General features: G+C 41.2%; 22 protein-coding genes. 8 read left to right on the forward strand and 14 right to left on the reverse strand.

The window, feature by feature from the left end:
• The first annotated feature begins 256 nt into the window (after window positions 1–256).
• The 3 genes from amaP (at window position 257) to E6139_RS00575 (ending at window position 1,639) form a co-directional block, all read left to right on the forward strand.
• The gene (gene amaP, locus E6139_RS00565; protein WP_316401089.1) at window positions 257–826 is read left to right on the forward strand and encodes an alkaline shock response membrane anchor protein AmaP; all 570 of its coding nucleotides are present in this window, start codon (window positions 257–259) and stop codon (window positions 824–826) included.
• 11 nt (window positions 827–837) lie between these two features.
• Window positions 838–1,026 carry a DUF2273 domain-containing protein gene (locus E6139_RS00570; RefSeq protein ID WP_316401090.1) on the forward strand — a complete coding sequence of 63 codons (189 nt, stop codon included), beginning with the start codon at window positions 838–840 and terminating at the stop codon, window positions 1,024–1,026.
• A gap of 76 nt (window positions 1,027–1,102) precedes the next feature.
• Window positions 1,103–1,639 carry an Asp23/Gls24 family envelope stress response protein gene (locus tag E6139_RS00575; protein ID WP_316401091.1) on the forward strand — a complete coding sequence of 179 codons (537 nt, stop codon included), beginning with the start codon at window positions 1,103–1,105 and terminating at the stop codon, window positions 1,637–1,639.
• A gap of 206 nt (window positions 1,640–1,845) precedes the next feature.
• Here E6139_RS00575 and E6139_RS00580 read toward each other — a convergent pair whose 3' ends face one another.
• The 4 genes from E6139_RS00580 to E6139_RS00595 all read right to left on the reverse strand — a co-directional run bounded on the left by E6139_RS00580 (window position 1,846) and on the right by E6139_RS00595 (window position 5,853).
• Window positions 1,846–2,796, reverse strand: coding sequence for a P1 family peptidase (locus E6139_RS00580; protein ID WP_316401092.1), 951 nt, complete (start codon window positions 2,794–2,796; stop codon window positions 1,846–1,848).
• Window positions 2,797–2,859: 63 nt separating this feature from the next.
• Window positions 2,860–3,864, reverse strand: coding sequence for a nucleoid-associated protein (locus E6139_RS00585; RefSeq protein WP_316401093.1), 1,005 nt, complete (start codon window positions 3,862–3,864; stop codon window positions 2,860–2,862).
• 245 nt (window positions 3,865–4,109) lie between these two features.
• On the reverse strand, window positions 4,110–4,781 hold the full coding sequence (locus tag E6139_RS00590; RefSeq protein ID WP_316401094.1) for an ABC transporter ATP-binding protein: 672 nt from the start codon (window positions 4,779–4,781) through the stop codon (window positions 4,110–4,112).
• 1 nt (window position 4,782) lies between these two features.
• The gene (locus tag E6139_RS00595; protein ID WP_316401095.1) at window positions 4,783–5,853 is read right to left on the reverse strand and encodes an ABC transporter permease; all 1,071 of its coding nucleotides are present in this window, start codon (window positions 5,851–5,853) and stop codon (window positions 4,783–4,785) included.
• Between the two features lie 110 nt (window positions 5,854–5,963).
• Here E6139_RS00595 and E6139_RS00600 point away from each other — a divergent pair, with 110 nt between their 5' ends.
• Window positions 5,964–6,554, forward strand: a complete 591-nt coding sequence (locus E6139_RS00600) for a TetR/AcrR family transcriptional regulator (RefSeq protein ID WP_316401096.1) — start codon at window positions 5,964–5,966, stop codon at window positions 6,552–6,554.
• A gap of 31 nt (window positions 6,555–6,585) precedes the next feature.
• Here the strand turns inward: E6139_RS00600 and thrS are convergent, their stop codons facing one another.
• The 4 genes from thrS to E6139_RS00620 all read right to left on the reverse strand — a co-directional run bounded on the left by thrS (window position 6,586) and on the right by E6139_RS00620 (window position 13,322).
• Window positions 6,586–8,493, reverse strand: coding sequence for a threonine--tRNA ligase (thrS, locus tag E6139_RS00605; RefSeq protein ID WP_316401097.1), 1,908 nt, complete (start codon window positions 8,491–8,493; stop codon window positions 6,586–6,588).
• A 375-nt stretch (window positions 8,494–8,868) separates the two neighbouring features.
• Window positions 8,869–11,550 carry an FtsX-like permease family protein gene (locus E6139_RS00610; RefSeq protein WP_316401098.1) on the reverse strand — a complete coding sequence of 894 codons (2,682 nt, stop codon included), beginning with the start codon at window positions 11,548–11,550 and terminating at the stop codon, window positions 8,869–8,871.
• 146 nt (window positions 11,551–11,696) lie between these two features.
• Window positions 11,697–13,040, reverse strand: coding sequence for a PFL family protein (locus tag E6139_RS00615; protein WP_316401099.1), 1,344 nt, complete (start codon window positions 13,038–13,040; stop codon window positions 11,697–11,699).
• 12 nt (window positions 13,041–13,052) lie between these two features.
• On the reverse strand, window positions 13,053–13,322 hold the full coding sequence (locus E6139_RS00620; protein ID WP_216408969.1) for an ACT domain-containing protein: 270 nt from the start codon (window positions 13,320–13,322) through the stop codon (window positions 13,053–13,055).
• Between the two features lie 660 nt (window positions 13,323–13,982).
• Here E6139_RS00620 and E6139_RS00625 point away from each other — a divergent pair.
• Window positions 13,983–14,714, forward strand: coding sequence for an NADPH-dependent oxidoreductase (locus E6139_RS00625; RefSeq protein ID WP_316401100.1), 732 nt, complete (start codon window positions 13,983–13,985; stop codon window positions 14,712–14,714).
• 17 nt (window positions 14,715–14,731) lie between these two features.
• Here the strand turns inward: E6139_RS00625 and E6139_RS00630 are convergent, their stop codons facing one another.
• The 5 genes from E6139_RS00630 to E6139_RS00650 all read right to left on the reverse strand — a co-directional run bounded on the left by E6139_RS00630 (window position 14,732) and on the right by E6139_RS00650 (window position 18,919).
• On the reverse strand, window positions 14,732–15,475 hold the full coding sequence (locus E6139_RS00630; RefSeq protein WP_316401101.1) for a cyclase family protein: 744 nt from the start codon (window positions 15,473–15,475) through the stop codon (window positions 14,732–14,734).
• A gap of 148 nt (window positions 15,476–15,623) precedes the next feature.
• Window positions 15,624–16,562, reverse strand: a complete 939-nt coding sequence (locus E6139_RS00635; protein ID WP_316401102.1) for an NADP-dependent oxidoreductase — start codon at window positions 16,560–16,562, stop codon at window positions 15,624–15,626.
• A gap of 63 nt (window positions 16,563–16,625) precedes the next feature.
• Window positions 16,626–16,988, reverse strand: a complete 363-nt coding sequence (locus E6139_RS00640) for a YbgA family protein (protein ID WP_316401103.1) — start codon at window positions 16,986–16,988, stop codon at window positions 16,626–16,628.
• 133 nt (window positions 16,989–17,121) lie between these two features.
• Window positions 17,122–17,802, reverse strand: a complete 681-nt coding sequence (locus E6139_RS00645; RefSeq protein ID WP_316401104.1) for a fructose-6-phosphate aldolase — start codon at window positions 17,800–17,802, stop codon at window positions 17,122–17,124.
• A gap of 160 nt (window positions 17,803–17,962) precedes the next feature.
• A complete protein-coding gene (locus E6139_RS00650; RefSeq protein WP_316401105.1) occupies window positions 17,963–18,919 on the reverse strand; it encodes a sugar-binding transcriptional regulator in 957 nt (318 codons plus the stop codon).
• Window positions 18,920–19,025: 106 nt separating this feature from the next.
• Between E6139_RS00650 and E6139_RS00655 the strand changes: the two genes are divergently transcribed.
• Window positions 19,026–19,502 (forward strand): YbaK/EbsC family protein, encoded by a 477-nt coding sequence (locus E6139_RS00655; protein WP_316401106.1) that lies wholly within the window; start codon window positions 19,026–19,028, stop codon window positions 19,500–19,502.
• Between the two features lie 30 nt (window positions 19,503–19,532).
• Here the strand turns inward: E6139_RS00655 and E6139_RS00660 are convergent, their stop codons facing one another.
• Window positions 19,533–20,183 (reverse strand): B3/4 domain-containing protein, encoded by a 651-nt coding sequence (locus E6139_RS00660; RefSeq protein WP_316401107.1) that lies wholly within the window; start codon window positions 20,181–20,183, stop codon window positions 19,533–19,535.
• Between the two features lie 120 nt (window positions 20,184–20,303).
• Between E6139_RS00660 and E6139_RS00665 the strand changes: the two genes are divergently transcribed.
• Complete coding sequence (locus tag E6139_RS00665) at window positions 20,304–20,987, forward strand: metal-dependent hydrolase (RefSeq protein WP_316401108.1); 684 nt, start codon at window positions 20,304–20,306, stop codon at window positions 20,985–20,987.
• Between the two features lie 111 nt (window positions 20,988–21,098).
• Complete coding sequence (locus E6139_RS00670) at window positions 21,099–22,124, forward strand: low specificity L-threonine aldolase (RefSeq protein ID WP_316401109.1); 1,026 nt, start codon at window positions 21,099–21,101, stop codon at window positions 22,122–22,124.
• Window positions 22,125–22,155 lie beyond the last annotated feature (31 nt).

Consider the following 22,155-nt stretch of genomic DNA (forward strand, 5'->3'; position numbering starts at 1 on the left):
ATAGTTAGAAGTGTGTCTGATTTATTTAGCACACTTCTTTTTTTTATTCAAAAGTCCTGCTCCCTCTTTTTTTTCTACAATGATAAAAAAAACGAAAAAACGTTAATTAAATAATTATTCTTCTAGTTATAACGTTTTAATCAGAATAAAATAGTTCATCAAATCAAAAACCAAGCATATTTTTTTACAAAAAAGGGGTAACATTTTATTATTTTACTGTAAACAATTTAAAAATATTGAAGTGAGGAGGTGCGGTATGAACAAAGTTCTCAAAACCATCCTAATTATTTTTTCATTGGTTTTACTTTCTATTTTTCTATCCGTCGTAGCAATCTATTACTTTATCGCTTCAAATCCGTTAGATTTCAGTTCACTGCAGCAATTTGTACTAACTAATGAATATGCTCAGCTCTATTTATTCTGGGTAGCAGCAGCTTTAGCGATCTTAACGGTGATCGGAATCTTCGTGATCCTATTCTATCCGAAGAGAGTAACCAAATTTGTTTTAAAAGAACAACGCGGAAAATTAGCTTTGGATAAACGAGCAATCGAAGGTTATGTTCGGACAAGTATCAAACAGGAAGACTTTATGGACAATCCCAAAGTTAATGTGGCAGCGACGAAAAATAAAATTAGAGTGAATGTTCGCGGGCAATTGAAGAAAACATCAGGCTTAGTCGGTCAGACAGATCACTGGGCAAAGAATGTCGAAACTAAGCTTCGGGATTTATTAGGACCAGAAGAAAAGGTTTCGATCAAAGTAAAGCTTCAAGCGTTTGAACCAACCCCAATGGAAACAACGGTGACACAGCCGCGCGTAGAATAGGAGGAACAGCAATGCAAGAATTTTTAACACGAGACAAACTACCTGTGATCTTTGGTATCCTCGGTTTTATCTTAGCTGTGCTATTCTTTACCATTGGCTTTTTTAAAACGATCTTACTGATTTTGATCACAATCATCGGTGTAGCTCTCGGCATCTATCTAAAGAACAATCATGTATTAGATGACTATTTAAAAAAATAGTCAACCCAATCAGATCTGGATGAACTTTTTCTTAATGAAAAGGTTAATACATTAACAAAATTAGGAGGAAACAAAAATGGATAACACAACAATCAAACCAACAGAACCAAAAAAAGATGTTAAAGGTGAATTAACTTATGAAGACAAGGTAATTCAAAAAATCATCGGGATTGCTTTGGAGAATGTAGACGGCTTATTGACTGTAGATGGCGGTTTCTTCTCTAACATCAAAGACAAACTAGTGAACAGCGACGATGTTACTTCTGGAATCAGCACTGAAGTTGGCAAAAAACAAGTTGCAGTTGATATGGATGTGGTCGTTGAATACGGTAAAGACATTGAAAACATTTATGACCAAATGAAAAAATTGATCTCTGAAGAAGTCGACAAAATGACTCACCTAGACGTGATCGAAGTCAATGTCAACGTTGTAGACATCAAAACACGCGAAGAATATGAAGAAGACAGCGAAACGGTTCAAGATAAAGTAACAAGTGCTGCTCAAACAACTGGTAAATTCGCATCAAAACAAACAAATCGTGCGAAGAATGCCATTGGCAATCAAACAGATAAAATCAGCGACAGCATGGAATCTGAACCACGTGTCCAATAAATCAAACTTCCCCACTGACTAGCCGAACCTTGGCTAGTCTTTTTGTATATTACGCTTTTCGCAGTTTATTGCGAAGGCGAGTGCGGATCAGAATTTTGTACTAAAGCTATGAACGTTACTGGTTAGCAGCAACGGATATCCGAAAGAACCAAGTAAATGACTAAAAGGAAACAGCCAAGACAAAAAAACGTCTCGGCTGTTTTCTGCTATACATCCTGATAAGCCAAATAATCCCCATAGGTCTCTGCTGCTTGCGTTCCTTTTACAATCGCCTGACGAACAGCTTCAACAGCAAGGATCGATACCGCCTCAAAGCTTGCGTTGATTTGATTGGCTCCTAGAACAAATAAAGTATCCCCATCATAAGTTGTATGGGATGGACGAATCGCTCGTGCAATCCCATTATGACTGATATCTGCTAATTTATTCATCTTCGCCTTTGGAAAAGTCGCATTGGTCATTACGCAGCCGATCACCGTATTGCCATCAAATAAAGCTTCTTCATTTTGATAATAGTCAAGAAACAGTTCTTCTGAAAAACCAATTTTACTTTCGCCGGGCTTGCGTGCACCAGCAATAATTTTCCCAACTGATTCATCGTAGACATCGCCCACAGCATTAACTGCGATCACTGCAGTGACCCATAGATTTCCATGACGCATCGTGTGGAGACCGATTCCGCCTTTCATGGCGTTTTTCGCACCATTGATCGTGCCAACACTGCAGCCAGTTCCAGCACCGTAATTACCTGCCTGAAAATACTGTCCGTTAAAAGCTTCTTCACAGGCTTTTTGACCAGCTTGATAATTCGGACGAACATCGGAACGACCGATCCGCAAATCAAACAGGCTAGCCCCTACGACATTGGGTACAAACGTGATTCCCATGTCTCGTCCAATGCCATTTTTCTCCAAAAAGTCTACGACCCCGGCATTTGCCGCTAAGCCGAAGGCGCTGCCGCCGGATAACGTTACACCGTGGACAAATTTCCGATTGTTCTCAGACTTCAAAGCATCCGTGTCGCGTGTATTTGGTGAACCGCCTCGAACAGAGACACCGCCTGTCACGCCATCCTCACAAAGAATCACGGTACAGCCTGTCATCGCTTCAGGATCGGTATATTGTCCGATGCGAAAAAATTCTTGATATGCTTCCATCTTTTTCCTCCAGAGATATTTTCTCTATTCTAGCCTATTCCCATAAAAGAAAACAACCGCCTATTACAGACGGTTGATCACTTCATCGACATTCTTGATAGTCACAGAGATCGTGCCGTCAGGATTGTTGATAAATTCGATTAATTCGGGATTGCGATAAACATCTAACGGTACGATCAGCTCAATCCCATTTGATAGTTTTAGTTTCTGTTTGCCGTATTTCTTCTCGGTGATCTCACGGACTTCACGTAAAAGCGGTGCTTGGTCTACATAGCCCTTTTCCACCACTTCCTCTTGAAAAGCCATTTGAGCTGACACATTGTCCTTGAAGACTTTTTGTGCAACGACTTTCGCATCGATCTGACCGCTTTCTTCGACTACATCGTAAACAGCTTCCTTCACGTCTGCGATCACATCATGTTTTTGATTTTCAAACTTAGCTCCGATTTTTTCCGCTACTTTTTTTATCACGCGAACATTTTCTTCTAAAGAAGGAGCTGGACGGCTTTCGATTACCTGCGTTGAAAAATACAACCGTTTCTCACCAGAGAAAGGATATTTCTTCTCAATCATTTCATAAGTCAAATTACCCAAGTTAACGACGATGCCTTCATCGGCTTTTTGTGTCTTACTTGATAGCAAGGCACGATGCACAATCAATTCATTTTTCAATCCAGCATCGTCGGAATCAACGATATGGGTATAGCCTTCATGATAATTAACCTTCAAAAAAGCCAGATACATTTGTGTATCTTCTTCATACAAAGCGACAAAAGCATCCGCGCTAGGCGCTTCTTCACTTTCTTTATATGCTTCGTACCAGCGAGCCACGATTCTTTCACTGACAGATAGAAAATCATGTTCTGCCTGTTGGCTCAATAGAGCAAAGGTTGAATCCTCTGTTAAGGTTCCCGTTTTGGTTTGGGCAGAAGATAATTTTTGAATTTTTTTCGTTAAATACTCGCGAACATATTCTTTGGTTAAATCTAGTTCGCTTTGGCTGTAGATCGGATCACCTGATTCTCGATCAACAATATGAAGTGCGGCCTTTTTTAAATAAATATCCATGGATTCCCTGCTTTCTAAAAAAATGGTGCTCTCATTTCTGTATTTGCTAATCCTGCAAAAGCTAGAAATAGAACTGCTAGTTCATTACTAAAGAAGCTTTTTTAAAGATCGAAAAGCCTTCTCTTCCTACGCATGCCCTTCTACTAAACTGAAAGTTATCTATATCTCTAAAATCTTTGGTTACATCTTAGACTTAGTAAACTGGCAACTAAACTATCATACACAGGAAACAGGGAGAATGGCAACTATTGTTTCACTAAAAGTTCGCCATCTTTCATTTGATAGACTTTGTCACTCCACTGAGTCATCCGTTCATCATGGGTGACCATTACGATCGCTTTACTGCGTTCATGGGCTTCCTTGGCTAATAGCTTCACTACATCAAAAGCATGATCTGAATCAAGACTCGCGGTTGGTTCATCAGCTAATATCAACTGCGGATCATTGAACAAGGACCGAGCAATAGCCACCCGTTGACGTTCACCACCAGATAACGCTTTAGGGTATTGCTCCCGCAGTTCCCAAATATCTAAGGATTTCAGCAGCTCCTCGATTTTTGCTGAATTTTTTTCCTTCTCAATCTTTTCTACCAATTGAAACTGTTCTTGGACTTTTAGAAAGGGAATCAAATTAGAACTTTGCAGAATAAACCCGATCTCTTTGAAACGAGCTTTTGAACGCGTTTTTTCATTCATTTTTCCAAAATCAGATCCATTGATGGTAATCGTTCCTTCTGTCGGTGTCTGCAAGCCGCCAGCGATCGTCAAAAAGGTGCTCTTCCCAGAACCCGAAGGTCCGATCACGCTGACAAACTCGCCTTCCGCTACGTTAAAATCAACATTTTTTAATGCTGTTACTTCTGTATGTCCTTGTCCGAATTTTTTTACGATTTTTTCCATCATTAATACATTGCTCATCCTATTCTCCTCCAATCGCTGTTACTGGGTCGACCTTAGTTACCGTGCGCATGGAGAATAAGCCGCCGATCATTGCAACAAATACTAAAATGACACTATACAACGCCCACTCCGTCCAATGAACCGAAAACGGCATCGCACTTGGTAAGACTAAACTAGTCCCCACGCTTAAAGCAACAGCAACCAAAACACCAATGATCCCTACTAGAAATGCCTGCGCTAAAATCGAACGAACCAAATAACTCGTTGAGACTCCTTGAGCCTTCATCACGCCAAAGATCGCGTTTTTTTGCAGCGTAATTACATACATAAAAATCCCGATAATCGCTGTTACGACAATGAATAAGAAATAGATCATCGTGTTCAATGTTAATTTTTCTGGCGTATATCCAGGAATATTTTCGATAAAGGTTTCAGGCGTCATTTTATCTAGTTTTGTCTGCCCATTTGGATTATCGATGGTCGTTTTTCCTTTTGTCACAATCAAGTTGATTGGCTCATTTCCAGTCGGTTGAGAACCGTATTTCAACGCTTTAAATGTTGAGTGATCCAAATAGATCACGGGTGCCAGTGTATAGGTCGTTTCTTTTGTAACACCGACAATTTTCAATGTCTGATCATTTATTTTTATCTTTTGATTCAGTTTGTACCCCTCTGACAATAGGTTTTCAGATACGATCACTTCATTATTATTTTTGTACAATCGCCCCTTAATAATTTTCGGAACGATAAATGCATTATTATCTGTGCCGAAAATAGAAACGTTCGTCTTTTCTCCGCCTGATTTTTCCTCAACTGCGGTGGAATAGATACCAACGCCCGCTTTTTCTTTGGCTGTTACCCGATCGACATCCTTTTTCTGGAGCTGTGAGGCATTTGCGATTTTATTGCTATCTTCCGATAGAATAATTGTCGAAGCCCTCCAATCATCGATCGCTGTCCGATTACCATCTGCCAATCCATTGGCTAATCCTGACAGCATGAAGACCACATACCCCACAAGAATCATGATTCCAACGATCAATCCATATCTCAATTTCGCATAGCGAATTTCTTTCCAAGCTAAAAACATCTCTCTCACCCTTTCTGAAGAAAGAATACTCTCCTGGTGACAAAATGTCACCGATTTTGCTCATATGCTATACTATAGAAAATACCGATAACCATTTGGGGAGGTCACCCATGCCGAAGAAAACATTTCTAAACTTACCAGAAACACGTCAGGCGGAGATTCGAACAATACTTCTGACGATTTTTTATGAGAAACCTGTCAGTCAAGTCAAAGTCAGCGAAATCGTTGATGCTTTGCAAATGTCCCGAGGCATTTTCTATAAATATTTTGAAGATTTGAATGATGCTTATGACTATTTGATTCACTACTACGCTGGGCAGATTCATGGCGAGATCATTGAATATATGACCCGACAAGAAGGCGACTTCTTCCAAGGAATCGAAGCCTTTCTGCTGTTGTATGTTGATCTAGACCATGATTCTTCTCGATATCGTCAACTAGTTCTCTTAGCGCAAAACAGCTACCTCTTTTCTTATCGACCAGAAGCAGATCATGGTGTCGCTGCTTGGGAGGAGCTATTGGTGAAAAATGACTTTCAGATGAAAACCTCAGATGAACAGATCAGTTTTTTATATTTCTCTATGAAGCTAGTGATTGACTCATTAACAGATATGCTTGCGAACAACTGGGGTGAAGAAGAGTTACTCAAAGATTTTCGTTTTAAAACTCGTTGGCTGCTTGAAGGCATCAAAAAACGCTGAAGCGAACTTCAGCGTTTTTTTAATGTAATTATTAGTAATAGTGATGATTTTTCTCCTGAACCTGCTGTTTTAGCAGGCTCATGAATTCCGTTTTAGACATTTGTTTTATCGTATCACTGCCGTGTTTGCGAACTGCAAAGGTTCCTTCCTTCAGCTCTTTGTCACCGATCACTAAAATATAAGGAATTTTTCGCAACTCAGCTTCGCGAATCTTCTTGCCCAGTTTTTCATTGCGCAAATCTTTCTCCACACGAATTCCTGCGGCATGAAACTCCTGGAACAATGCTTCTACATCCTCTTCATGAGATCGAGCCACATTAATCAACGCGACTTGCTTCGGTGCTAGCCAAAATGGAAATGCTCCGGCATAGTGCTCGATCAAGATACCTAAGAAACGATCCAACGACCCAAAGACTGCACGGTGAATCATCACTGGTTGTGCCTCATTGTTCGTTTCATCTATATACGTCAGATCAAATTTCTCCGGCATTTGAAAGTCTAATTGAACCGTCGCACATTGGTGGCTGCGATTCAAAGCATCCTTGATATGGATATCGATCTTCGGTCCGTAAAAAGCACCATCGCCTTCATTGATATTGTATTTATAGCCCAGATCAGTCAATACTTTTCCTAATGAAGCCTCCGCCTCATCCCACAGCTCGATCTCCCCCATAAAATCATCTGGACGAGTCGATAACTCGACGCCATACTCAAAACCGAAAATCTTATAAACCTCATCAATGATTTTTAATGCCAAAGCGATTTCCTGCTCAATTTGATTCCGCCGTACAAAAATATGAGCATCATCTTGACAGAAGGTTCGAACTCTCAATAAGCCATTCAACGCTCCGCTGAACTCGTGACGATGGACTTGACCAAACTCTGCCATGCGCATCGGCAAATCCCGATACGAACGTTTGCGGTCTTTGTAGATCAAACAATGCCCCGGACAGTTCATTGGCTTCAAGGCATAATCCTCATCAGCAACTTTGGTGAAGTACATATTGTTCTTGTAATGATCCCAGTGACCCGATTGCTCCCACAGACGCTGATTCAAAATCAAGGGTGTTTTGACCTCTTTATAGTCATACTTGGCTTGCAGCTCACGCAAGAATTTCTGCAGCTCATTGCGAATAATCAAGCCATTTTCCAAGTAAAAGGGCATTCCTGGAGCTTCTTCGGAGAACATAAATAGATCAAGTTCTTTGCCCAATTTCTGGTGACTGCGCTTTTCAGATTCCTCTAAATAGTCTAAATGAGCTAACAACTGCGCCTTTTCAGCGAATACAACGCCCATCACACGCTGCAGCATCTCGTTTTCCGGATTTCCCTGCCAATAGGCCCCTGAAACTTTTAGTAGTGAGAAGTATCGCGCTGTCGTTAATTCCAATGCCATCGGTTCAAGGAAAAACTCTGTCACATCTCCAAGAGAATACACAAAAACGATTTGGTCTGCAGCTAGTTCACTTAGAGCAAATAGCTTCAGCTCATTGTCTTTGAAGATTTCTTTCGCCTCGGATACCGTAAGAGCAGCACTTTGGATGCTTACATCTTCCTTGATCTTCTTTTTGATGTGATGTTCTAGATCCTTTAAAATCAACGCACTTAAAGGCTGCTTCACTCGCAAATCGACCCAGATCGTTTGATCCTCACGCTGAGATTTGGCAAAAAGGGCCTCCGGATACGTGGTCTTAATTGCTTCTTCCAGCAACAAGCTAACTAGCTGACAAATCGCTGTTGTCCCTTCAGGAGAAGAACAATCATAAAAAGCGATTTCGGCATTTCCCTTCACTGGAGTTGATAAATCAACAAGCTCGCCATCAATACTGCCGATGACAGCTTCTTCCATCAATTGACTTTTTATCTCGAACAAGGTGGTATTTTCCTCCACCATTTGTTTGCTTCCATCCGGTAAAACAATTTCGATTTTTTTTGACATCCAACTCAACTCCGATCCGCTTTTTCAAAACATTCTTTCCTGCGTACCTTTTCTAACTAATTCTAACAAAAGGATTGAAGGGTTTTCAATAAAAAAACGTCCCTATAAAAATAGGGACGTGAATAAACGTGTTACCACCCAAGTTCCCAAAAAGAATGAACTTCTTGGCTTGTAAGATAGATAACGGCTATCAACCGGGTCGTTTGCGACCGCTCAAAGGGAGTAATTTGTTTATCTCGATCAGAAGCTTCCAGCCGCGACTTCTTTCTCTAGTGACGAGGACTAAAAACAAATCTTATCCTTTTCAACGCATTTCGTTATTGCTTAAAGCATAGTCTTGCATAAAATATTTGTCAACGCTTTTCTCTTTAGGCACTATTCATTTGATTTCAAAGCATCGATCATGTTGATATGCCGCAAACGGAAATGTGTCGCGACCATCACGATCACTGAGAACAAAATCGTTAATCCACCAGAAATCAGATACGCCCCTGATCGAACGACTAGTGGAAATGTGATCGTCTCCATTGATGCCTGATCCAAAATAAATTTAGTCAAAATGATCCCCAGACCATAACCAAATAGAATCCCCATTATGGTGAAGACAAAGTTCTCACGGAAAATATAAGAAGTTACTTCACGGTCATAAAAGCCTAGTACTTTGATCGTGGATAATTCCCTTAATCGTTCCGAAACGTTAATATTCGTCAAATTATACAGCACGATAAATGCTAACAAACCAGACAAGACCACGAAGATCCACACGATTCCATCGAGATTATCCATCGAGTGTTCTTGTGTTTCGATCTGTGTAGAAATGAAGGAGGTATTCGTTACCTGATCTGAACTCAAAAGTTTTTTTGATAAATCCTTCTCTTCAGATTTCGTCAACTTCTTACTTTTCAATAAATAGCTATTCACTTCGAAATTTTTTCCACGTGCTGCTTGGTAATACTCTTTTGATAAATATAGGAAGTTGCCTAAATAATTATCTGCAATATTAGTGATTTTCACTTCAAAGGTTTGCTGGTCTTCGTCGTAAATAGTTAGGGTGTCCCCCTTTTCCAAATCAAAAAGTTCAGCTAACTTTTGCGTGATTACTGCACCATCATTTGACAAACTAAATTGCTTATTTTGATTTTTCAAATGCAGATAGTGCTTAAATTCTTTACGGTCTTCAGGGACCATCATGGTCAGCTTTTGATTGGCTTGTCCTTTTTTCTTCAGCTCGATTGTTTGGTTCATGGCAGCCAAATCACTGGTAATCTTTTTATCATCTGTAAGAATCTTTTCAACCGCTGATTTCTCAGGATCATCCTTTAATGTGACGATCGCATCATAATCAATAATCGGTCCAAACTGCTTATCGCCCACAGAACCCAGTGAATCCTTTAGACCCACTCCCGCAACCATCAAAGCCGAACAGCCAGCGATTCCGATTACCGCCATGATCATGCGTGATTTATAACGGAACAGATTTCGGTAGCTAACTTTTGAATTGAAGCTCATCCGGGACCAAATCGGTGTCAGTCGTTCCAAGAAAATCCGTTTGCCTGGTTTTGGTGCTTTTGGCTGTAATAATTCCGAAGGCTTCTCATGCAGTTCTCGTAGTAAGACGAGTAATGCGGCTCCCAAACTAGCAAACAAAAAGGCGATGGTGGCTTGAATGATCGGACGAGATAAATAGAAAGCTTCTACACCAGGGAAATTATAACGATCACTGGAAAGCTCAAATACTAAACGTGGTAAAGTGTTCGTCCCGATCACGCTTCCTAAAACGATTCCGAGTGTCGCTGCTGACAAGGCATAAATAATATACTTGATCGATATTTCAAACCGTGAATAACCTAACGCTTTCAATGTCCCAATCTCTCTTCGATTTTCTTCGACCATCCGAGTCATTGTTGTAAATGTGATCAACGCTGCAATGAAAAAGAAGAAGACGGGAAAGACGTTTGCGATTGCTGCGATCCGATCAGAGAGATCGCCATATTCTTGAAAGCCTGGATTATCGGCGCGCTGGTCATAGGAATAGCTGGGTGTTTTCAAGTCATTGATTTCTTTTTCGCTATCGCTGATTTTTTGCTGCGCAGACTCTAACTGTTCTCGATTGTTGGTTAGTTCCTTTTGCTGCTGGTCGAGTTCAGCTTGCGCTTGGGCTAATTGCGAATTACCATCAGGTACCATCGCTGCTTGCTGTTCCAGCTGCACTTTCGCCTGATCCAATTCCTCTTGTCCCGCATCGATTTTGGCTAGATTATCAGCCACTTCTTCTTTTTTAGGAAGCAGCTCTTCTTCTGCGTCAGCTTTGATTTCTGCCGCCCGTTCTTCAGGACGAGCCGCAAAGATTTTTTCAACCTTCTCGATGTTTTGATCCATCTTTTTTTCATAGGCTTTGCCGTAAGTTTCTTTCCCAGCGACATTGGTAAAGCGAACATAGATCACTGATTTTACGTCACTCGAGAAATTGTTTTCCGGCAAGTACGCGAAGAAATCAACACTGCCGTTTCCAACATTAGAAAGTCCGCGTTCTTCCGTGCTGATATACATCGGTGATTGAACAAATCCGACGATTTTAAACTTTTTACGTTGTAATTGATCGGATTGATTGATGGTATAAGTCTGATTTAGCCGATAACCTTCCTCTTTGGCCTTTTCATCCAAAACAATCTCGTTGTCTTTTTTGGGCAGATGCCCTGATTTTACGATCAGTTGATTTAGCTGGTTTTGCTTATCATAAGAATAAAGCTTTACCACTTGGTTCTTATTACTGTCGGCATAAAACAGTTGATGCCCGCTTTCGACTTCAGCATTAGGAATTTCTTTCGCTAGTCTTTCATCGTCTTCTGTCAATCCACCAGTGGAAATAATCTGCAAATTTGCTAACTCCTGCTGATCGACATATTGACTAGCAGAATGATTTAATATTGGACCTGTTGCTTTTATTCCAACATACAATAATGTGCCTAATAAAATAATTAGAACGATTGAAATGAAGCGTCCCTTAGAATAAATAATTTCACGTAAGCTTGCTTTTAGGTAGGTTTTGTTTTTCATTTATCTGCTCCTGTTTTTTCATCCATTTCATTCTAACACAAAACGTTTTCATAACTGTCACAAAAAAATTCCACAGAAATGACGAAAAAGAACGATACAAATGAATCATTTGTATCGTTCTTGTTGAAATCAAATTTGGTGCATACTTAGTTTTTAAATGAATGAATCGGTGCCGGAATCCGTCCACCACGAGCGATGAATTCATCAGATCCAGCTGCATTTACTTTCATTACTGGTGCTCTGCCAAGTAGACCGCCGAATTCAACCATATCACCAATCTTTTTGTCTTTAGCCGGTATGATCCGAACGGCAGTGGTTTTATGATTGATCACACCAATCGCCGCCTCATCAGCAATCATAGCCGCGATGCTGCTAGCTGGTGTATCTCCAGGAATCGCGATCATATCTAGTCCTACTGAACAAATCGCCGTCATTGCCTCTAATTTTTCAATTGATAATGACCCATTATTGACCGCATCGATCATCCCAGCATCTTCTGAGACAGGAATAAATGCGCCTGATAAGCCGCCAACGTGATTACAAGCCATTACTCCGCCTTTTTTCACCGCGTCATTTAATAATGCAAGTGCTGCTGTTGTTCCATGAGTCCCGACTGTCTCTAGTCCCATTTCTTCCAACACATGGGCTACTGAATCCCCTACTGCTGGCGTTGGAGCTAATGATAAATCGACAATCCCAAATGGCACGTCCAAACGTTCAGAAGCGATTTTACCGACCATTTGGCCCATGCGCGTAATCTTGAAGGCTGTTTGCTTCACCGTTTCAGCAACGACGTCAAAGGATTCTCCTTTGACTTTTTCTAATGCCCGTTTTACAACCCCTGGACCGCTGACGCCGACATTGATGACACAATCTGCTTCACCAACACCATGAAAGGCGCCCGCCATGAAAGGATTATCTTCAACTGCATTAGCAAAAATTACCAATTTTGCACAGCCCATGTCGGAAGCTTCTGCTGTTTCCTTCACAATTCGTCCTGTGTGTGCGACAGCATCCATGTTAATTCCAGCTCTGGTTGAGCCGATATTGACCGAGGCGCATACAAAATCTGTTTCTGCTAACGCTTGAGGGATCGAATCAATCAAGATTCTGTCACCATGCTGATAGCCTTTTTCTACTAAAGCAGAGAACCCACCCAAGAAGTTAACACCGACGTCTTTCGCCGCTTTATCTAATGTTTTCGCAAATTTCACATAATCTGTGTCTGGAGTCGCAGCCGCGATAATCCCGATCGGTGTAACCGAAATACGTTTGTTAATAATTGGGATTCCATATTCAGCTTCGATCGATTCACCAACCTTCACCAAATCTTTGGCTTTCGTAGTGATTTTTTGATAAATTTTTTCACAGGCGCGATCGCTATCGCTATCAATACAATCTAGCAATGATATCCCCATGGTAATCGTCCGAATATCCAAATTTTCTTCTTCAATCATTCGGATCGTTTCCATTATTTGATTGATTTCCACAAAGAGCCCTCCCTATAATTTATGCATCGTGTCAAAAATTTCTTGATTTTGAATGCTGATTTTTACACCCAGCGTTTTTCCTAATTCATGAAGTTGCTCACGTGCCCCTTCAAAATCTTCTGTAGCATTGGTTAAGTCTACTAACATCATCATCGTGAAATAGTCCCCCATGATTGTTTGAGAAACATCTAAAATATTAATTTGTAATTCCGCTAATTTTTGACTAGTACCTGCTACGATACCAACCTTATCTTTTCCGATAACCGTTACTACGCCACGCATTTGCATAACTCCCTTCAGATAATTGTTTCTCATTATAGCACAGCGATGGCAAATTCATGAGAATTTTATTAATAAAATCGTATTTTTTTTACAAAACGTTCGTGATTTGCCAGTTCTGCTTTTTGCAGTTTACTAAGTTTGAGACTTAGTCATGTTTTATAGAATTAAAGAAATCGAGCCGTCTAGCAGAATGGTATGCGTACGAAAATAGAGCTTTCTTGCTCTTTGAAAAAAGCTTCCTCAGCTATGAGCTAGCTGTCAGTCCAACTTTTCACAGTTTGCTTAATATTGAGTTGGATCGAGTATTAAGCAAACTAAGTTCATAAGATAAGAAGTCTAGTTGGATGATATGCGTACGAAAATATTTCGATTTTTTACGTTAGGAAAAATCGCTCCTTACTTGTGAGCTAGTTGCGAGTTCTATGAAAAAAAAACCTTCACTGTGAGTTAACCAGCACAATGCCTACACGACTCCTTATCATAAATACACGAAAGTTTTCCTTTTTTATGCAATTCGCTAAATGATAAGTGTAAGAAAATCTTTGTCGACTGCCGTTTCTCTCATCTTGCTTTACTTCCTAACATATTTTTCCTATGATAAAGACAGTGATTAAACTTTGTGAAAACTAATCATTGAATTGTACTAAAGGAGGCTTTTTGATGGAACTTTTTGAAACGATGCTGCAACACACCTCGGTCCGCTCATTTACCCAGCAAAAACTATCTAATGAATTGAAGGAACAATTGATTCTATCTGCCCAAAGTGCCAGCAGCTCTAATTTCTTACAGGCCTTCTCGATCATTGAAATTGCCGACGCTAAAAAAAGAAAAATGATTGAACAAATCGCTAATTTCCCAGTCGACAATGGTGAAAATGGCTCGCTTTATATTTTTGTCGCTGATTTGAATAAACATGCTCAGGTGCTAGCTCTAAATGGTGATTCAATGGAACACTTACGGACAATGGAATCATTAGTAGTGTCAATAGTAGATACTACCTTAGCCGCTCAGTCAATGGCTGTTTATGCCGAGTCTGTTGGCCTCGGAATCTGTTATGTCGGCGGTATTCGAAATAACTTGTTCCAACTTAAGGAAATTCTTGATCTGCCTGAATTGACTTATCCGGTTTTCGGGATGTTCGTCGGTTATCCTTCAGAGAAAAATGAGGTCAAGCCACGCCTACCCATAGCCTCTGTGCTTGGAACTAATACCTACCAAACGCTGACGCCTGAGATGATTCGCAGCTATGACGAAAAAACAGCTGCCTACTATCAAGCCCGCAGCTCCAATACACAAGAAACCAACTGGTCAGAAAAAGTCCGGCAGCAGTTTAGATACCCGCGACGCATTAACACGGTAGAATTTCTTAAAAAGCAAGGCTTCGTTTTTTAACGAGACCTTGCTTTTCTTTATTCCGCTGGTACGATTGCAATCGCTCGTACATTAAATCCTGGAGCATCTTTGACTTTTGGTACGCCAATCGAGATCGCTCCGCCAACAGGTGGAAGCTCGGTTAGGCGATTCAATACTTCGACTTGAAATTTATCTTGCCCTAACCAATACAGCTCACCGATCAAGCCGCCATTTTTCGTGCAATCCACTGACGAGTCTGTGTCTAGTGTTTCATGACCAACTGCCGTTACATTTCGCTCTTCGTGTAAAAACTTCAATGCCTCCAAAGACCAGCCAGGCGTGTGCGCTTGTCCATCTTGGTCAACATTGTAGAAGGCTTCTGTATCCTCCCAGCGTTTGGACCAGCCGCTGGCAAATGCTACGAAGCTTTCAGCTGGAATTTCACCATATTCCGCCTCAAACGCTTTGATATCCTCTACCGTCAAAGAATAATCATGATTTTTTTCGACTTCTTTTTCCTTGTTGATGACGATCAATGGCAATAAGAAATCTTTAATGGCTAATTGATCGACAGAAATACGATCTTCAACGAAATGCACAGGTGCATCAATGTGGGTGCCGTATTGAGTTACCAATTGATATTCCTTCGCGAAAAAACCATCCTTCGCTACTGTAACCAAGGTTTTTTCCTGCATCGGCTGAAACGATTGAAAATAAGGAATTCCACCATAAATACTATGACTCAAATCAACCCATTTTTGCTGCTTTAAAAAGTTAACACTGTTTGTAATTTCATTCATACTACTCCTCCTCGTTATAAAACGTTTTCATTTTTATCTTAACGATACCGATAAATAATTTCGCTGTCAAATCGAGGTTCGATTAGAGCTATTTTCCCTTTCAAAAATAGAGAAAGCCGTACCTATATTTACAGGTACAGCTTCTAAACTAATTATTGGTTAAAACAATTTTTCCTTTAGCGTGATGGGTCGCACTCAATTCGTGTGCTTCTTTGACACCTTCTGCCGTGATTGGATAGGTATGCCCAATCACACTTTTGACTTTTCCATCAGTCATTAAATCGGCGATTTCTTGTAGCTGTTTGCCATCTGGTTGAAGCCAGATGCTTTCTGCTACCGCAACGCTTTTGGCTAATTCTTCATCCGGCTGGCTGACGATCGAGATCAAACGACCATTTTCATTCAATACTTTAAAGCTGTCTTTTTGGACATCCCCACCCATTGTATCAAAAACCAAATCAACATCTGCTAAAACTTCGGAAAAATCAGTCGTATGATAATCAATCACTTGATCGGCACCTAACTCTTTTAACAGCGGATGATTTTTTTCACTTGCTGTTGTGATGACGGTTGCTCCGGCATTTTTTGCTAATTGAATGGCGTAAATACCAACACCGCCAGCACCGGCATGAATCAAGACCTTTTCACCAGCTTTTAGTTTGCCATGGGTAAATAGCGCTTGATAGGCGGTCAAGCCTGCTAGTGGAACTGCGGCTGCCTCCTCAAATGACACGGAGTCAGGTTTGTTCGCTAACAGATGATCATCTACGATCGTATAATCGGCATAGGTGCCAAAACGAGTCGTTTCTGGACGAGCAAAAACTTTTTGACCTACCTGCCAATCCTTGACCTCTGAACCAACTTCCACGATTTCACCGGCAACATCCCAGCCTAAAATAATCGGAAATTCCCAAGGCATCATTTGAGCTAGATACCCTTCACGTAATTTCCAATCAATCGGATTGACTGATGTCGCTTTTACTTTGACTAAAACTTGATGTTCGCCAAGCTCTGGCAACGTTACTGTGCTTTCTTTTAATTGGTCAGCATGACCATATTCTTCTATTACAATTGCGCGTGTATCCATTTATGTATCCCTCCATATCGAACCATTATAAAAGTTCGTTCAAAAATTCGGAAACGATTTGCTTTAGTCAAATAAATGAGACTCTAAGAGATAGGCTGTTTGATACTTTTCGGCTAGCTCTTTTAAATAAGAAAGTGCTTCGTCTTCAGTTTCTGTCATCTGATTCAGCAAGGCAAATAAACGTTGCCTTTCTTCTGGTGTCGCCACTTTTTTGAAGTAGCCCCAGACATGTTCATAGGCATTTCTTTTTGCTTTCAAGTTAACCGGCATGTTTTTCACCGCAGCCAAATGCTGGTAAAACTGCTCCGTTTTTGCTTCTGACCATTGATTGCCAGAGAAAAGCTGCCGCAGCGCCAGATATTCCTTTTGCGACCGAGCCATCACAAAATATTTCCACTGTGCCCATTCTCGCTGGATCTCATGCATCTCGTTCACCTCTATTTAAGCTTAACACCTAACAAGTCCGTTATAGAAGAAATGAGCTCGCAAACTCTTAAGCAAGACATAGTTCGCTCAAGCCAAAAAAACAGACAGCCTTAACTGTCTGTTAGTAAAGCTGTTATAAATCAGCGACTGTCGTTCCTTCGCCGAAAATTTCTTCCCAATCACCTGTAAAATCTGTGACTGCTTGTGCGATTGACGGCATTGCTAAGGCTTGCTGAATGATATCAACCCCCATTGTTGCCGCTTGGCTGCCGTTTTCTAAAGCCGCGTTGACTTGGCCGACGTTCTTGAAGCTGGCTGCCAAGATTTTTGTTTCACTCTTCGTACGAGCGATTTCTTCTGCTATTTCAAAAATTGCTTCCCGCGGATCGATGTTCAAGTTCTCCATTCGATTGAAATAAGGCGCGATGTAATCAGCACCAGCCGCGATTGCTAAGTAAGCCTGAAACTTGGTATAAATGGCTGTCGCAGTAACATTGATGCCGCGACGCTTTAATTCTTTGATTGCTTTTAAACCAGGTTCGTTCACAGGAATCTTAATAAACACTTTTTGGTCGATATTGGCTAAGATCGTTTCTGCGTCCTTGATGATTCCATCATAATCGGTAGCTACGACTTGTACGTGTAATGAACGGTGTTCTCCGATGATGCCCCGAATCTCTTTCATATGTTGGAAAAAGTCGATTTTCCCTTCTTTTTTCACAATCGATGGATTTGAAGTGACGCCTGCGATCGGCATAAAATCAGCAAATTTTTTAATATCAGCAAGATTGGCTGTGTCTAACATAAATTCCATTATTGAAAACTCCCTTACTATTTTCTATAGAACAAGCATAGCACCTCTGATCAATTATTTCCGCACTCTCTCGTCAAAAAAAGCGAAAAGCTTTACAGCAAGCCTTTCGCCCATCAATCTTTTCGAACAATCGCACAAATGTGCATTTTACATAAAAAAACTACTTTCGTTGATTTAGTCGTAAAATCTCTTGCGCGGTCTCTTGATCGGTGATCAATGTTTTGAGATAGCCTTTTTTTAGCAGCGGAACGATCGAGCGGGCTTTCGAGATACCACGAGCAATCCCCACAGACTGAGGGACATCTGCTAACTCATCCAAGGTCAAACCGATTGTACGCTGATTCAACTCTCCCTTCAGCAGCTTCCCCTCTCCGTCATAAAAGCGGCAGCAGCAATCCCCGACCGCTTCCCGCAATTTCAATTCTTCATAATCGGCGGGCAACAACAGATCACGCCACTGACTTTTATGGTAGCTCAAGGGACCACCGACACCGACGATGACTAAGTCCAGCCGTTTCCAATATTCTTTTAAATCGTGGAAATATTTCGAATTAAATATTCCTTCAGCGAGCTCTTTGCTTTCTTGAATCACCGTCGCATTAACAAATAGACTATTGCCGTTTAGCTTGCGGGCCAACTCATAGACTAAGGTATTGACATGATAGCGGGAATTTATATGGCTTGGACCGCCGACTACCGGTACGACTGAAACACCTGATAATTGTTTCTGATCGATCTTGTTTACCGCTCGCCCCACACTGGCACCCCAAGACAAGCCAACAACCATTTCATCAGCTAATTGACGCCGAATCCAAGCGCCGGCTGATTCTGCCAATTGCTCTTCCTTGGCTTCTTCACTCGTATCACTTTCGGTCGGGACCAATTCAACCGCCGTCAAGTCAAAAGCGTGCTTCAACTGTTCCTCCAGCTCAAACAAACTGGCATCAAAATGATTGATTTTGATCTCGACGATACCTGCTGATTTCGCCTGACTCAACATCCGGCTGACTGTTGTCCGATAAATCGCTAATTCTTTAGCAATCTGAGCCTGGGTCAATTCTTGTTCATAATACATGTAAGCCACTTTGGCTAATAATTTCTTCTTGTCCTCTTTCATCTCTGATTCCTTCCGTAAGCGTCTCTTCTTCTATTCTAACAAATACCATTTACTACCTTCAGCAAAGCGTGTATCATTATTAGTTAATAAACAAGGAGGAAACTGTATGTCTGTTGAAGCTGTAAAAAAATATTTCTCACAATATGGAATGGCCGAGCGCATCCAAGAATTTCCCGTCTCCAGTGCTACGGTCGAATTGGCGGCACAAGCACTGAACTGTGCACCAGAACGTATCGCAAAAACACTGTCCTTCAAATTAAAAAAAGCCGACAAAAGTATCCTGATCGTTACTGCTGGGGATGCAAAGATCGATAACCCAAAATTCAAAGCCGCTTTTGGCGAACGAGCGTTGATGCTGAAAGCCGATGAGGTAGAAGCAATCATCGGTCATCCAGTCGGCGGTGTTTGTCCTTTTGGGATCAACAAAGGGATCGACGTGTATCTAGACGAATCCTTGAAACGCTTCGAGAGCGTCTTTCCCGCTTGCGGCGATTCAAACAACGCGATTGAATTAACGATTCCAGAATTAGAAAAATACACGCAATTCAAACAATGGATCGATGTTTGTAAAAATTGGGAATAAGAAACGAGGCAGAAATTTTGCCTCGTTTTATTAAATGACCCCTTGTTCAATAACTTGGCAATCAGACAGGTAATTCCCTAAAACCGCTTTTACTTCTGCTTGATCAACCACCGTTTCATCCTCAAATTGATAGCCAACCAGTAAAGCCCGTGTCGTCTCTTCAGCGATCATTCCTCGTGTCGAATCCGCTGTTGGACTACCGAATGGTCCTGCTTCGTCAGATAATACCAACAGATTCTCAATATTGACGGATTTGTTGCCGATCCCGGCATACCGCGCCTCTGCTGCTCCCACTGTTAATTGGATCGGTTCCGAGACCTTTTTTAAATCGTAGGCACCAAAAGGCAGCTTCCATTTTAATGAGAAGTAATTATTCAAATCAACTAGTGCATTGATCTGATAGAGTCCTTTTTTCTGAACGACCCGTCGCCATAAACTGTCTGATGAAGGTCGAAAACGAGCAGGGTCTTTTCCTAAAACGCGATAGATTTTTTTGGTTGCAGTTATTTGCGGATCTTCCTTGATGGTATCCAAGGTATCATTCAATTCAATTTCTCTAAGCAATGGATTTAGTATATCCTGCCAGAGTTTTTCATTGTGAGCGTCATTTTTAAACTCGATGACACTGTAAGCTATTGATACGCCTTGTTCTTTCACTTTCGGATCAATCATCAGTTGCATACTTTTCCCTCCGTATTCTATATCTTTCTTATAGTTTATCTGATTTCAGTGTAAAGCAAAAGCTTACATTATATCGGCGGTCTTCGATATAATGATTATGTAGAAAGAGAGGAATGTGATATGAAAATTACTTATCATGGTCACTCAGTTTTATCAATCACTATGGAAGATGGTCAAAAAGTCTTGTTCGATCCATTTATTACAGGGAATTCCTTGACTGATTTAACAGCTGATGAAGTGGAAACAGATTGGCTCTTGATCACCCATGGACACAGTGACCACATTGGTGACATGGTTCCGATCGCAAAGCGCAACGATGCCACGGTTATCAGCAATGTCGAAATTTGCAGCTTCGCTGAGAACAACGGTGTGAAAAAGACCCATGGCATGAACATCGGGGGCAAATTTGATTTTCCTTTCGGTCGCGTGAAAATGGTCCACGCCCAACACAGCTCAGGGTACGAAGTAGATGGACAGATGATTTATATGGGAGAACCAGCTGGCTTTATTGTACAAGCAGAAGGAAAAACGATCTATCATGCTGGTGATACCTCAAACTTCGGCGACATGGCACTCTTTGGTGAAGCCTTTGGTATCGATATCGCCTTCCTGCCGATCGGCGATAATTTCACGATGGGACCTGAAGAAGCAGCCAGTGCAGCTAAACGTTTAAAGGCTAAGCAAGTCGTACCGATTCATTACAATACTTTCCCAGTCATCAAACAAGATCCGGAAGCATTTATTAAGCTTTTGCCGGAGAATGTCGGTAAAGTCATGGCTGTTGGAGAAACAATTGAACTATAATTTCGACAAGGCATGTGAACAATTTTGGTTCGCATGCCTTTTTCTCTATTTTCGCCACCTTCCAATCTGCTACAATACAATAGAACGAAACAGCAACGGAAGGAGCTCTTTATGTTAAATTTTGAAAGCGATTATTTAGAAGGTGCCCATGAAAAGATTCTACAGCGTTTACTTGAAACCAATGAAGAAAAACTAAGTGGCTATGGTCGAGATAAGTATTCAGCTTCCGCTGTCGAAAAAATTCGACAAGCCTGTTTATGCCCTGAGGCAGATGTCTATTTCATCGCTGGCGGCACAATGACCAATGCGTTAGTCATCGCCTCTTTATTGAAAAAGATCGAAGGCGTGATCGCTCCTGAAACAGGACACATCACAACCCATGAAACAGGCGCGATCGAATTTTCTGGGCATAAGGTGTTGAGTCTGCCGCAAAACAATGGAAAAATTTCCGCACAGCAGATTCGGAATTACCTTGAGCAATTTTGGGCAGATGATAATCGCGAGTTCATGGTTTTCCCGGGAATGGTCTACTTATCTCATCCAACAGAGTATGGCACCTTGTATTCCAAAGAAGAATTGAAAAACATCTCTGAAGTCTGTCGCGAATATAAAATCCCGCTCTTTATGGATGGTGCCCGTTTAGGCTATGGGCTAGCCAGTCCAGAATCGGACTTGACCTTGCCGCTGATCGCGGAATACTGTGATGTCTTTTATATCGGCGGGACCAAAGTCGGAGCTTTATTAGGAGAAGCTATCGTTTTTACGAAAAATAATTTACCAGAATATTTTATCGCTCATATGAAACAACAGGGCGCACTGTTAGCCAAAGGACGACTGCTGGGACTGCAATTCGACACTTTATTTACGGATCAGTTGTATTTTGAGATCAGTAAGCATGCGATCGACATGGCGATGCGCTTGAAAAAAGGACTGGCTGAAAAAAATTACCGCTTCTATTTGGAATCGCCTACCAATCAGCAGTTCATCATCCTGGAGAATAGCCAAATGGAAGAACTGAAAAAATCTGTGGCCTTTGGTTTCTGGGAACAGTACGATGACACCCATACGGTGATTCGTTTTGCGACTAGCTGGGCTACAAAGGAAGCGGACATTGATGCGTTATTAGCGCTATTATAAGGTATTTGAGTTTCGTCTTGCATACCATTCC

This window comes from Enterococcus sp. (assembly GCF_032555305.1).
Classification (GTDB): domain Bacteria; phylum Bacillota; class Bacilli; order Lactobacillales; family Enterococcaceae; genus Enterococcus_A.

What these genes read in the sequence shown, in the direction of transcription:
- amaP (WP_316401089.1), top strand. Translation starts at nt 257, where the DNA reads ATGAACAAAGTTCTCAAAACCATCCTAATTATTTTTTCATTGGTTTTA.
- E6139_RS00570 (WP_316401090.1), top strand. Translation starts at nt 838, where the DNA reads ATGCAAGAATTTTTAACACGAGACAAACTACCTGTGATCTTTGGTATC.
- E6139_RS00575 (WP_316401091.1), top strand. Translation starts at nt 1,103, where the DNA reads ATGGATAACACAACAATCAAACCAACAGAACCAAAAAAAGATGTTAAA.
- E6139_RS00580 (WP_316401092.1), bottom strand. Translation starts at nt 2,796, where the DNA reads ATGGAAGCATATCAAGAATTTTTTCGCATCGGACAATATACCGATCCT.
- E6139_RS00585 (WP_316401093.1), bottom strand. Translation starts at nt 3,864, where the DNA reads ATGGATATTTATTTAAAAAAGGCCGCACTTCATATTGTTGATCGAGAA.
- E6139_RS00590 (WP_316401094.1), bottom strand. Translation starts at nt 4,781, where the DNA reads ATGAGCAATGTATTAATGATGGAAAAAATCGTAAAAAAATTCGGACAA.
- E6139_RS00595 (WP_316401095.1), bottom strand. Translation starts at nt 5,853, where the DNA reads ATGTTTTTAGCTTGGAAAGAAATTCGCTATGCGAAATTGAGATATGGA.
- E6139_RS00600 (WP_316401096.1), top strand. Translation starts at nt 5,964, where the DNA reads ATGCCGAAGAAAACATTTCTAAACTTACCAGAAACACGTCAGGCGGAG.
- thrS (WP_316401097.1), bottom strand. Translation starts at nt 8,493, where the DNA reads ATGTCAAAAAAAATCGAAATTGTTTTACCGGATGGAAGCAAACAAATG.
- E6139_RS00610 (WP_316401098.1), bottom strand. Translation starts at nt 11,550, where the DNA reads ATGAAAAACAAAACCTACCTAAAAGCAAGCTTACGTGAAATTATTTAT.
- E6139_RS00620 (WP_216408969.1), bottom strand. Translation starts at nt 13,322, where the DNA reads ATGCGTGGCGTAGTAACGGTTATCGGAAAAGATAAGGTTGGTATCGTA.
- E6139_RS00625 (WP_316401100.1), top strand. Translation starts at nt 13,983, where the DNA reads ATGGAACTTTTTGAAACGATGCTGCAACACACCTCGGTCCGCTCATTT.
- E6139_RS00630 (WP_316401101.1), bottom strand. Translation starts at nt 15,475, where the DNA reads ATGAATGAAATTACAAACAGTGTTAACTTTTTAAAGCAGCAAAAATGG.
- E6139_RS00635 (WP_316401102.1), bottom strand. Translation starts at nt 16,562, where the DNA reads ATGGATACACGCGCAATTGTAATAGAAGAATATGGTCATGCTGACCAA.
- E6139_RS00640 (WP_316401103.1), bottom strand. Translation starts at nt 16,988, where the DNA reads ATGCATGAGATCCAGCGAGAATGGGCACAGTGGAAATATTTTGTGATG.
- E6139_RS00645 (WP_316401104.1), bottom strand. Translation starts at nt 17,802, where the DNA reads ATGGAATTTATGTTAGACACAGCCAATCTTGCTGATATTAAAAAATTT.
- E6139_RS00650 (WP_316401105.1), bottom strand. Translation starts at nt 18,919, where the DNA reads ATGAAAGAGGACAAGAAGAAATTATTAGCCAAAGTGGCTTACATGTAT.
- E6139_RS00655 (WP_316401106.1), top strand. Translation starts at nt 19,026, where the DNA reads ATGTCTGTTGAAGCTGTAAAAAAATATTTCTCACAATATGGAATGGCC.
- E6139_RS00660 (WP_316401107.1), bottom strand. Translation starts at nt 20,183, where the DNA reads ATGCAACTGATGATTGATCCGAAAGTGAAAGAACAAGGCGTATCAATA.
- E6139_RS00665 (WP_316401108.1), top strand. Translation starts at nt 20,304, where the DNA reads ATGAAAATTACTTATCATGGTCACTCAGTTTTATCAATCACTATGGAA.
- E6139_RS00670 (WP_316401109.1), top strand. Translation starts at nt 21,099, where the DNA reads ATGTTAAATTTTGAAAGCGATTATTTAGAAGGTGCCCATGAAAAGATT.